Here is an 11,169-nt window from a genome sequence, read left to right on the forward strand (position 1 = left end):
ACTGTCGAACGTGCGACTGTACGCAAGCGCATGCACGCACTAACAGGGCGGGATGAGCGATACCCGCCCCTGCAACGCCTGTTCGTGCCGCAGCGCCTCGCGCAGGGCCTGGAGATCACGCTTGAACGGGCGCAAAGCCATTACGTCGCCACGGTGCTCCGCCTGCAGGAAGGCGACGAGATCCTGCTGATCGACGGCGAAACCGGCGAGTGGCGCGCAGAAATCATGCATGCCCACGCCAAGGCGGCCCTGCTGCGCACCGCGGCGCAAACCCGGCCGCTCGAGACGCCCGCCGACCTCTGGCTCTGTTTCGCCCCAATCAAGCGCGGGCGGATCGACTGGATGATCGAGAAGGCCTGCGAGTTGGGCGTGGCCCGCGTCGTGCCGGTCATGACCCAGCGCACGATCGTCGATCGGCTCGCGGACGAGCGGCTGCGCCAGCACATGATCGAGGCAGCCGAGCAATGCGGCCGGACGCACATTCCCGAGATCGCGCCGCTCGCCAGGCTTCCCGCCCTGCTCAACGCCTGGCCAACGGAGCGCCGCCTGCTGTTCTGCGACGAGACCGGCGGGGCCGCGCTCGGCATGGTGCCACTCGACGCGCCGGCAGCAATCCTGATCGGACCGGAGGGCGGTTTCACCCCGCCGAGCGCGACTTGCTGCGCCCGCATCCACAGGCGACCGCCGTCTCGCTCGGGCCACGCATTCTGCGCGCGGACACAGCGGCCGTCGCAGCGCTGGCGGCCTGGCAAGCGCTCGCTGGCGACTGGCGCTGACGCCTGCCTTTCGAAACAGTCCGTTGCCCGCTTGCCTTGCTCGGCCCGCTTGCAGCGGTCATTGCGCTCGACTAACGGCAGAGCATGAGTGGACCGAGCCCCAAGAATAAAACGAACGCCCGATCGAAGGCATGGCCGATCTGGTCGCGCACCTCGCGTCGGGGAAAACCGAAGGCTGCATGGCGGCTGGGCACCGAACACGAGAAGTTCGTGTATCGCACCAGCGACCTGAAGCCCCGAGCTACTTTGAGCCGAACGGCATCCGCGCCCTGCTGAAGGGCCTTGAGCGCTTCGGCTGGCAGCCGGTGGTCGAAGGCGACAATGTCATCGCGCTGCAGCAGGGCATGGCGTCGATCAGCCTGGAACCCGCCGGCCAGTTCGAGCTGTCCGGCGCACCGCTGGAAACGTTGCACCAGACCTGCAGCGAAGTCGGCGCGCACCTCCAGCAGTGCCGGACCGTCGGCGAAGAACTCGGCCTTGGCTTCCTCGGCCTCGGCTTCACGCCGATCGACCGGCGCGACGAAATGCCGGTAATGCCCAAGGGCCGCTACGCCATCATGATGCGCCACATGCCGCGCGTCGGCAGCCTTGGCCTCGACATGATGCAGCGCACCTGCACCGTGCAGGTGAACCTCGATTATGCGACCGAAGCCGACATGGTGCAGAAATTCCGCACCAGCTTGGCATTGCAACCCATCGCGACGGCCCTGTTCGCCAATTCGCCGTTCAGCGAGGGCAAGCCCAACGGCTTCCTGTCCACCCGCAGCCACATCTGGACCGACACCGACCCGCAGCGCACCGGCATGCTCGGCTTCGTGTTCGAGGACGGCTTCAGTTACGAACGCTACGTCGACTACATGCTCGATGTGCCGATGTATTTTGTCTACCGCGACGGCACGTACATCGACGCCGCCGGCCAGTCGTTCCGCGACTTCATGGCCGGCGCGCTGCCGGCGTTGCCGGGCGAGTTGCCGACCCTCAGCGACTGGAAGGACCATCTCTCGACCGCCTTCCCGGAAGTGCGGTTGAAATCCTATCTCGAGATGCGTGGCGCCGACAGCGGTCCCTGGGCGCGCATCTGCGCCCTGCCCGCGCTCTGGGTCGGCCTGCTCTACGATCAGGCGGCGCTCGATGCTGCCTGGGACCTGGTGAAGCACTGGACCCCGGCCGAGCAGCAGGCGCTGCGCGACGCGGTGCCGCGCCTGGGGCTGAAAGCCGAGATCGCCGGGCGCAGCGTTCGCGATGTCGCTCGCGATGTGCTGCGGATCGCTGACGCCGGCCTCAAGGCACGCGCGCGCCACGACCAGAGCGGCGGCAGCGAGCAGGGCTTCCTCAATACTTTGTGGGATGTGGTCGAGACCGGCAAGACGCCTGCCGACACCCTGCTGGAACTGTACCATGGCCGCTGGGCCGGCGACCTCACCCAAGCCTACGCCGAACAGAGCTATTAGAGCCCGCTGATCAAGCCCCTCCCCTTCAGGGGAGGGGTTGGGGAGGATATTGGACACAAGTAGCCTGACAGGCCCCACCCCGTCCCTCCCCTGAAGGGGAGGGAGAATGAGTCCACCTTATCGCAGCTTGGTACAACCCCATCCGCCAAACGGAAGGGGGTGCAGATTCCGATCAATGGACCTTGGCAGCAGTCCGTTGCTCTACAAATCCAGTGCGGCCTGCCGGTCCTCGTCGCCCTTGGCGGCGGCGGACTTCACTGCATCAGTGCGCGCCATCGGCAGGTCAAGCCGTTTGCCGGGCTTGCCGTCATAGTCGAACAGTTCAGCGACCGTGATTACCTGCAACCGGTCATCCTCGCGGTTGAGCAGCGGGTGGCGGAACTTGCCGGCGGCTGCGATTTCGTCGCGCATGGGCTTGGTCGGGAGCGAGGTGCAGATCAGGAAGCCGAACTCGGCCTTTCGCGCTGCCGATCCGAATTGAGCGTGGCAAGGTCGCCGCGTGTTCCGGGGCGCGATTTGACCTGGAAGATCGCCTTGCCGTTGGTATCCTTGTCGAGCAGGAAATAGGCGATCCCGTCGATCCCGCCGTCCGCCCCTTCTTCTCGTTGATGCGCGCCTGATTGTTCGAGAAGGTGAGCACCGCCCATTTCTCGAACTCCTTGCGCGTCTTGTCGTCCTTGCGGTTGGCGAGCGCCATCGCGCTGTCCAGATCGCGCGGCACGCCATCGAGCTTGATGTTGGCCTCGATCGCGGGCCAGTCGTCGGGATAGCGATCCTGCAAACGCTTAAGAATCAGAGCAATCGACTGGTAAGTGATGTCGATCCCGATCCAGCGCCGCCCCAGCCGCTGCGCGACCGCGACCGTGGTGCCGCAGCCGCAATAAGCATCGAGCACGGTATCGCCTTCGTTCGACGACGCCTTGATGATGCGTTCGAGTAGCGCTTCGGGTTTCTGGGTGGGGTAGCCGAGGCGCTCCTGAGCTTGGGAGTTGATCGGTGGAATGTCGACCCACACGTCATTGAGGGGCACGCCTTCCTGCTCATCAAGCCAGCGCTTCTGCCGAGGCACCCCGCCCCGGGTGGGAAGTAGATTTCGCCGTTCGCGGCCGCTTCCTCCATCCGCTCCTTAGTCCAACGCCAGACCTTCAGATGACCGCCGAACTCATAAGTAAGGTTGGGGCGATCCGGATTGGGGTTGAGCAGCGAGGTCGCTTGGAAGCGACGACCTGTCGCTTCGTCGATCAAGTTGTATCGCTCGAGGTATTCCCGAGAATGTGGCTTGTGCTCGACATTCCAAACGAATGATGGGCTCTTTCTATAGCTTAGAATGGTATCGTGATTTGAGGCAAAGCGGGTGAAAGCCAATCCTTTTGGCGTCGTGCGTTGCCAAATGACTTCGCTGGCGAAATCACCACCCTGCCCACAAAACACCGCGTCCAGCACCAGCTTCAGATAGTGCGAGGCGGTCGGGTCGCAGTGGAGGTAGAAGCTCCCGGTGGGTTTCAGCACCCGGTGGATTTCAACAATCCTGAGCGTCATGTGAACCAGATAGGCGAGCAGCGATCCGCGCCCGAGCACCTTTTCAAGGCCGCGGATCAGCTCGACCGTCTGCTCGGTCCAGCCCGTATCCCCGCGCGCGGGTTCAGCCGTTCGATGTCGAGGATGTAGTCCAGCCCCTCGACCGCTTCGTCGCCCCAGTTCCAGGTGTCGACGAACGCCTGCGCCTGCGCGCGATCCTCGCTGCCCTGATTATTGTAAATCTGGAAATAGTTGCGCTTCGAATTGAACGGCGGGTCAATGTAGCACAGGTCGACGCTCGCGCTGGGGATCTTGCGCCGCAGCACGTCGAGATTGTCGCCGTAATAGAGTTCGTTGCCCATGATTGCCCGCGTTGCGCTGCCTCATGATGCACCATAGCTGCCACCGGGGACGGCGCAACCGACGATGCAACGATTACAGGAGAAGTGGTGGAGGGGTTGGATTCGAACCAACGTAGACGTGAAGTCGGCAGATTTACAGTCTGCTGCCATTGACCGCTCGGCCACCCCTCCACACGGGGCAAATTCGCTATGATGCGAAAGGCAGTCGCTAGTGATGGATTCGCTCTTTCCTGTCAACGCCGAACGAGTCAAATGGCGATATGACTCGAAGGAACGCACCAGACTCAGGCCGCAGCGGTGGCCGCACCAGCGCCGGACCCGGCTTGCCCGGACCGGCAAGCCCACCGGTATGGACGCTGTACGCCTCTATGGCCGTCATGCGGTACATGCCGCCCTCGACAACCCGGCGCGGATCAAGAAGCGCCTGCACGGCACCAAGGAGGCGCTGGACGAGATCGTGCTCGATCCCGCCTGGCCGATCACCGTGTGCGACGCCGCCGACCTGAAACGCCTGGTGCCGGATGGCGCACCGACCCAGGGCCTGGTGCTGGACACCGCGCCGCTGGAGCCGGTGTGGCTCGGCGATGTTCTCGCCGGGGCCGGGCCTGCTCAAAGCCTCATGGTGCTCGACCAGGTGACCGACCCGCACAATGTCGGCGCGATCCTGCGCTCGGCCGCCGCCCTTGATGCCGCCGCCGTCATCACCCAGGACCGGCACAGTCCGCCCGAGACCGGTGCGCTCGCCAAGGCGGCATCCGGCTGCCTGGAGCTTATTCCCTGGGTACGGGTGACCAACATCGCCCGCGCGCTTGAGGAAATCGCCGAGGCCGGCTTCTGGCGGCTGGGGCTCGACGGTGCGGCGGATGCGTCCCTTGAGGAGGCGCTGGGTGACGCGCGCGCCTGCCTTGTACTCGGGGCGGAAGGCGAGGGCCTGCGCCGCAACGTCGCCGAACACTGCGACCAGCTTGCGCGCCTGCCCATGCGCACGGGCGTCGAGAGCCTCAACGTCTCCAACGCGGCGGCCATCGCGCTGTACGCCGCACGCCGGCGCTTTTAATGAGCGAAGGACGCCAATCCCTCTCCCACAAGCGGCGAGAGGGTGGCGAGCATAGCGAGCCGGGTGAGGGTATCTGTGGGAACAAGCCCCTCTCCCTGTCGTGCTGGCGCACGACCTCCCTCTCCCGCCAGGGGAGGTAATATCGTTTCAGAGGGTTTGATATGTGCGACATGGGGAACACGAATGCTGTCACGCTGGTTGACCGACAGGCGGTTCCTGCCGCTGTGCCTGATCCTGTTCGTCGTGTTGCGGTTGGGTGTCGCGCTGCTGTTCCCGGTAACCCCGGTGTCGGACAGCGCCTTCTACGTCGACCGCGCGCGCGAGATGGTGGCGGGGCTCGGCTATCAGGAGCAGGGCCACCCGACCGCTTACTGGCCGGTCGGCTACCCGGCGCTGCTGGCCGGGGGCTATTGGCTGACGGGCTCCATGCCGCTGACCATCATTGCGCTCAATCTCGCGGCCGGGCTGGCGACGTTCTGGCTGCTCGGCGTCATCGGTCGCCGGGTGAGCATACCGGCGGCGGGCATACGGTTTGCGCAACTGGCGCTGACGCTCTACCCCAACCACATCGTCTACACCGGGCAAGCCCTCTCCGAGGTCGTGTATACCGCGCTGATCCTCGGCGGCATGGCCTTGATGCTGCGCGAGCCAAGGCTCGCCAATCTGGCGCTCGCCGGGTTGGTGCTCGGGTTTGCCACCTACGTGAAGGCGCAGACCACGGCCTTTCCGCTCGGCGTACTGATCGCCATGGCGCTGCTCGAGCGCGCCAACCGCCGCTGGTCGCTGCTTGCCGGCGGCGCGCTGCTCTACGCGGTGATGTTTGCGACCGTGCTGCCGTGGTCGCTGCGCAACGCGGAACAGCTGGGCCATTTCGTGCTGATCTCGACCAATGGCGGCCCGACCCTGCTGGACGGCAACAACGACATCGCCGACGGCGGCTCGACGAACATGTACGCCAACCCGGCACTCAAACCGCTGATCTACAGCCTGCCGGTCCCGTTCGAAGACCGGATCGCGCGGCAGGTGGAATGGGACCAGGCGACCCGCGCCGCCGCCCGCGCCTGGATCGCGGACAACCCTGGCCAGTTCGCCGCCCTGCTGCCGAGGAAAGCCCTGAAGCTGTGGCTGGTCGATGGCGAGGGCTTCTGGGCCCACGAGGGGCAATATACGGCGCACGCGACCGTGCTGAAGGGGCTGCGCATCGCCAACCAGGGCTTTACGGCCTCATTCTGCTGCTGGCGCTGCCGGGGCTGTGGTCCGGGCTGGCCGGGTGGCTGCGGGCGACCCTGAGCGCGCGACGCTGCTCTACCTCAGCCTGTTTGCCGTGTTCACGACGCTGGTGTGCATGGCTTTTCCGGCCAGATTCGCTATCATTTTCCAGCGATGCCGTTCCTCATGCTGGCAGGCGGCTGGACGCTGATGCGTCGCAGTGGAGGGCTTGCGGGCGGCGGAGACCGCCCCATATGACGCTCTCCCAACAGGAGCGTTTCGTGACCAATCCCTTCGATGCATCGCAGTGGCACGGCACCACCATCCTCAGCGTGCGCAAGGACGGGCGCGTGGTGGTGGCCGGCGACGGCCAGGTGAGCCTGGGCCAGACCGTCATCAAAGCCAATGCCCGCAAGGTGCGCCCTCTGGGCGGCGGCAGCGTGATCGCCGGGTTCGCCGGCGCAACCGCCGACGCCTTCACCCTGTTCGAGCGGCTGGAGGCCAAGCTGGAGCGCTACCCAGGCCAGTTGACCCGCGCCTGCGTCGAGCTGGCCAAGGACTGGCGCACCGACCGCTATCTGCGCCGTCTGGAGGCGATGATGGCGGTTGCCGACAAGACTGCCTCCCTGGTGCTGACCGGTACCGGCGACGTGCTGGAGCCGGAGGACGGGCTGATCGCCATCGGCTCCGGCGGCAACTTCGCGCTGGCGGCTGCCCGCGCCCTGATCGACACCGAGCTCGACGCCGAGGCCATCGCCCGCAAGGCCATGAAAATCGCCGCTGACATCTGCGTCTACACCAACGGCAACCTGACGATCGAGAGCCTTGATGCTTAACCCGGACCCCGTCTCCCCAGAGCGCGCCGCCGCCCTGACCCCGCGCGAGATCGTCGCCGCGCTTGACCGCTACATCGTCGGCCAGGCGGAGGCGAAGAAAGCCGTGGCGATCGCCCTGCGCAACCGCTGGCGCCGCCAGCAGCTTCCCGAGGCCCTGCGCGAGGAAGTCAACCCGAAGAATATCCTGATGATCGGGCCGACCGGCTGCGGCAAGACCGAGATCAGCCGCCGGCTGGCCCGGTTGGCCGGCGCGCCGTTCCTGAAGATCGAGGCGACCAAGTTCACCGAAGTCGGCTACGTCGGCCGTGACGTGGATTCGATCATCCGCGATCTGGTCGAGGAAGCGATCCGGCTGGTGCGCGAGGCCCGGCGTACCCAGGTGCGCGAGCCGGCAGAAGCGGCGGCCGAGGCCCGGCTGATCGATGCACTGGTCGGCAAGGATGCGTCTGACGCCACCCGGCAGAAATTCCAGGCCATGCTGCGCGACGGCGCGCTCGATGCCCGTGAGGTCGAGATCGAGGTCGCCGACACCGCCTCGCCGTTCCCGGCCATGGACATCCCCGGCATGCCCGGAGGCTCGGTCGGCATGATCAACCTCGGCGACATGCTCGGCAAGGCACTGGGCAGCCGCACCAAGCGCCGCAAGATGCCGGTCGACCAGGCCCGCGACCTGCTGATTGCCGAGGAGTCCGACAAGCGGCTCGACACGGACGCGATCCAGCGCGAGGCAATCCTCTCGGCCGAGCAGAACGGCATCGTGTTCCTCGACGAGATCGACAAGATCGCGGTCTCGGACGTGCGCGGCGGCTCGGTCAGCCGCGAGGGCGTGCAGCGCGACCTGCTGCCGCTGATCGAGGGCACGACGGTCGCGACCAAATACGGCCCGGTGAAGACGGATCATATCCTGTTCATCGCGTCCGGCGCCTTCCATCTCTCAAGCCCTCCGACCTGCTGCCGGAACTGCAGGGGCGGCTGCCGATCCGCGTGGAGCTGAAGGGGCTGACCCGCGCGGATTTCATCGCCATCCTCAGCGATACCGAGGCCTCGCTGATCCGTCAGTACCGCGAACTGATGGCGACCGAAGGCGTGACGCTGGACTTTGCCCGCGACGGCATCGAGGCGATCGCGGCGACGGCGGCCCAGTTGAACGACACGGTGGAGAACATCGGTGCCAGGCGGCTGCAGACGATCATGGAAAAGCTGCTGGAGGAAATCAGCTTCGAGGCCAGCGAGCGCGCCGGCGACACGCTGGCGATCGATGCCGCCTATGTAACCGCGCGCCTGAGCGGCCTGGCCGGCGACACCGACCTCAGCCGATTTATTTTATGACGTTATGATGGGGTTTAGCACACAAAAATGTGTCTCCGGCACAACAGGCGGCAAAAACATTACATCCCGGCCAATTCAACGAACCGCGGGAATGGTTTCCTGCTTTGACAACAGTTAACGCGCGCATAGTCTCCGCCAACCGGGCGCAATCGCCCCAAATGACATAGGGCAGGGAGACACTCATGAACTATATGACTAACCGGCGCTGCACGCCGTATGCGGCGCATCCGCACTTGCGGTGATGCTTGGTTGCGCACAAGCGCATGCGCAGAGCTCCACAGCAGATAATTCTGACACTCAAATCCTCGACGAGATCATCGTCACAGCGACGAAACGCGCCTCAACCATTCAGGACGTGCCGTTCTCCATCAACGCACTGACGTCCAAGGATATTGAACGGCTGAATGCCAACAGCATCGAGGATTTGTCGCGCAACGTCGCAGGCCTCACGATCCAGAACCTCGGGCCGGGCCAGAGCCAAGTCTCGATCCGCGGCACCTCGGCCGGCCAGATCGTGCGCGACCAGCCGGGCGTGAAGGAACAGGTCGGCATCTACATCGACGAGTCGGTGATCTCGCTGTCGCTATTCACGCCGGACCTTGACTTCTATGACCTCAACCGGGTCGAGACGCTGCGCGGCCCGCAGGGTACGCTGTTCGGCTCCGGCTCGATCGGCGGCACCATCCGCTACATCACCAATCAACCCAAACTCGACAAGTTCGAGGGTTCGGCCGAAGGCAATGTGAACGTGACCGGTGGCGGCGGAGTCGGCGGCCACATCAAGGGGCGATCAACGTCCCGATCGTCACCGATAAGGTCGCCGTGCGCGCCGTCGGTTATTACACCCGCTACGGCGGCTATATCGATGCGCTCCGTGAAGACGGCAGCACTGACAGCAACGTCAACTCCGGCGAGCGCTATGGCGGACGCATCGCCATCACCCTGAAGCCGACGGAGAGCCTCACCATCACGCCGCGCGTGATCTATCAGAAGCAGACGTACGACGGCTTCAACCGTGAAGACGTTTACAACCTCTACGCCAACCCGTTCACCACGACCCGTCCGCCGGTACAGCTTGGCGAGCGCGAGCAGTTCCTGTTGCTTGACGAGGGCTTCAGCGACCGCACTGTGATCGCTGACGCCGTGGTCAATCTGGCGCTCGACAATTTCGAGGTGGTGTCCGTCTCCAGCTACACCAACCGCGACATTCTGGTCAGCCGCGACGCCAGCGCCTTGACCGGCAGCGTGTCGGTCGACCTCGGCTTCCCGGATGCCGGGGTTCTGCTACCCTCCAACCTTCGCGACGCCACCAAACTCTACCAGTACACACAGGAACTGCGCCTTGCCTCAACCGGCTCAGGCCCGTTCCAGTGGGTGTTCGGTGCCTTTATTCGACCGTCGACCGCAACTACGGCCAGACCCTGCCGACCCCGGGATATGACGCCTTCACCGACTCCACCCTCGGCGCTGGCGTCGCGGCAAGCACCTACACCGGCACCAGTTTCGGCCCGGATTCGCCGTTCAACTCGGCCCTGACCTACGACATTCGGCAGATCGCGGGCTTCGGCGAGGCCAGCTATCAGTTCACCGACAAGCTGAAGGTGACGGCGGGCGGCCGTTACTATGATTTCCGCGAAGAACGCACCATCACCTTCGCCGGCCTGTTCGCAGACTCCGTGCGCGATCGTCTCGACACGACCAAATCGAGCGGGTTCACCCCGCGCTTTCTGGTCAGCTACGACCTGACCGATCGAGTGACGGTGAACGCGCAGGCCGCGCGCGGCTTCCGCCTGGGCGGCGTCAACGACCCGCTGAACGTGCCGCTGTGCACGGGTAGCGACCTGCAGACCTTCGGCGGCTTCCAGACCTACCGCGACGAGAAGCAGTGGAACTACGAGGTCGGGTTGAAAAGCTCCGGTCACGGCTTCACGTTCAACACGGCCGCTTACTATTCCGACATCCGTGACCTGCAGGTGACGGTGGATGCCGGCACCTGTTCCTCGCGGATCAGCTTCAACGTGCCGCGTGCGCACGCCGTCGGCGTCGAATTCGAACTGACCACCTCGCCGCTGGAAGGGCTGGACTTCAGCGTTTCCGGCAACCTGCAACAGGCGGAGTTTGATTCGACCATTCGCGGCGGTCTAGCCAACGACATCATCGGCGGTGTCGCCAACGGCAACCGCCTGGCGTCGGTACCGAAGTTCCAGATTTCAGCCAGCATCAACTATTCCTTCGAAGTCGCGCCGGACACCGAAGCCTATGTGAACGCCTCCGTGCAGCATGTCGGCACGCGCTTCACCCAGCCGGGCGACCAGATCGACACCCCGCGCACCTTCGTCCACAACCTGCCGTTCGGCGGGCGCCAGCCAATTCGGCAACCACGGTCGATCTGGAGCTGGACAGCTATCAACTGGTCAATCTGAGCGCCGGCATCGACTTCCCGAACAATGTCGGCGTGACGTTCTACATCAACAACCTGACCGACGAGAACGCCCAGCTTGGCTTTGATAGGGAGCGCGGTGGGCGCGCACGCCTGGCGTTCAACACCAACCAGCCCCGCACCTTCGGGCTTACTGGTCGTATTAAATTTTAAGGGGAAAGGACAAACGCAGCAGGGCTGCTCGCCCCACC

The 11,169-nt window shown here is 64.8% G+C and carries 10 protein-coding genes, 1 tRNA gene and 3 pseudogenes; 9 read left to right on the plus strand and 5 right to left on the minus strand.

The window, feature by feature from the left end; genetic code table 11:
- The first annotated feature begins 30 nt into the window (after positions 1 to 30).
- Together E6W36_RS05605 and E6W36_RS05610 are read left to right on the plus strand one after the other, a co-directional pair.
- A pseudogene (locus E6W36_RS05605) lies at positions 31 to 776 on the plus strand (16S rRNA (uracil(1498)-N(3))-methyltransferase).
- Between the two features lie 131 nt (positions 777 to 907).
- Positions 908 to 2,227, plus strand: a complete 1,320-nt coding sequence (locus E6W36_RS05610; RefSeq protein WP_246048176.1) for a glutamate--cysteine ligase — start codon at positions 908 to 910, stop codon at positions 2,225 to 2,227.
- A gap of 201 nt (positions 2,228 to 2,428) precedes the next feature.
- Here E6W36_RS05610 and E6W36_RS05615 read toward each other — a convergent pair whose 3' ends face one another.
- The 5 genes and pseudogenes from E6W36_RS05615 to E6W36_RS05630 form a co-directional block, all read right to left on the minus strand.
- On the minus strand, positions 2,429 to 2,572 hold the full coding sequence (locus E6W36_RS05615) for a hypothetical protein (RefSeq protein WP_222873998.1): 144 nt from the start codon (positions 2,570 to 2,572) through the stop codon (positions 2,429 to 2,431).
- Between the two features lie 4 nt (positions 2,573 to 2,576).
- The gene (locus E6W36_RS05620; RefSeq protein WP_222873999.1) at positions 2,577 to 3,296 is read right to left on the minus strand and encodes a DNA-methyltransferase; all 720 of its coding nucleotides are present in this window, start codon (positions 3,294 to 3,296) and stop codon (positions 2,577 to 2,579) included.
- Positions 3,297 to 3,493: 197 nt separating this feature from the next.
- Positions 3,494 to 3,805, minus strand: a pseudogene (locus tag E6W36_RS23050) (DNA methyltransferase); the annotation flags it as partial.
- Between the two features lie 17 nt (positions 3,806 to 3,822).
- Positions 3,823 to 4,107, minus strand: coding sequence for a hypothetical protein (locus tag E6W36_RS05625; protein WP_222874000.1), 285 nt, complete (start codon positions 4,105 to 4,107; stop codon positions 3,823 to 3,825).
- Between the two features lie 85 nt (positions 4,108 to 4,192).
- Positions 4,193 to 4,278, minus strand: a tRNA-Tyr gene (locus tag E6W36_RS05630).
- Between the two features lie 178 nt (positions 4,279 to 4,456).
- On the opposite strand from E6W36_RS05630, the gene rlmB reads away from it, so the two are divergent.
- The 7 genes and pseudogenes from rlmB to E6W36_RS20425 all read left to right on the plus strand — a co-directional run bounded on the left by rlmB (position 4,457) and on the right by E6W36_RS20425 (position 11,131).
- A complete protein-coding gene (gene rlmB, locus E6W36_RS05635; protein ID WP_222874001.1) occupies positions 4,457 to 5,164 on the plus strand; it encodes a 23S rRNA (guanosine(2251)-2'-O)-methyltransferase RlmB in 708 nt (235 codons plus the stop codon).
- Between the two features lie 183 nt (positions 5,165 to 5,347).
- Positions 5,348 to 6,454, plus strand: coding sequence for an ArnT family glycosyltransferase (locus E6W36_RS05640; RefSeq protein ID WP_222874002.1), 1,107 nt, complete (start codon positions 5,348 to 5,350; stop codon positions 6,452 to 6,454).
- Positions 6,455 to 6,654: 200 nt separating this feature from the next.
- The gene (hslV, locus tag E6W36_RS05645; RefSeq protein ID WP_246048177.1) at positions 6,655 to 7,209 is read left to right on the plus strand and encodes an ATP-dependent protease subunit HslV; all 555 of its coding nucleotides are present in this window, start codon (positions 6,655 to 6,657) and stop codon (positions 7,207 to 7,209) included.
- Positions 7,202 to 8,538 (plus strand): annotated as a pseudogene (gene hslU / locus E6W36_RS05650) (ATP-dependent protease ATPase subunit HslU). The gene hslV and the pseudogene hslU overlap by 8 nt, the downstream one beginning before the upstream one ends.
- Before the next feature lie 355 nt (positions 8,539 to 8,893).
- The gene (locus E6W36_RS18175) at positions 8,894 to 9,484 is read left to right on the plus strand and encodes a TonB-dependent receptor plug domain-containing protein (RefSeq protein ID WP_246048178.1); all 591 of its coding nucleotides are present in this window, start codon (positions 8,894 to 8,896) and stop codon (positions 9,482 to 9,484) included.
- A gap of 424 nt (positions 9,485 to 9,908) precedes the next feature.
- A complete protein-coding gene (locus tag E6W36_RS18180; protein ID WP_281277464.1) occupies positions 9,909 to 10,961 on the plus strand; it encodes a TonB-dependent receptor domain-containing protein in 1,053 nt (350 codons plus the stop codon).
- Positions 10,962 to 10,993: 32 nt separating this feature from the next.
- Entirely contained in the window at positions 10,994 to 11,131 is a 138-nt protein-coding gene (locus tag E6W36_RS20425) for a hypothetical protein (protein WP_342776812.1), read from the plus strand.
- Positions 11,132 to 11,169 lie beyond the last annotated feature (38 nt).

The sequence above is a fragment of the Hankyongella ginsenosidimutans genome, assembly GCF_005144965.1.
In the GTDB taxonomy this organism is placed as follows: Bacteria; Pseudomonadota; Alphaproteobacteria; order Sphingomonadales; family Sphingomonadaceae; genus Hankyongella; species Hankyongella ginsenosidimutans.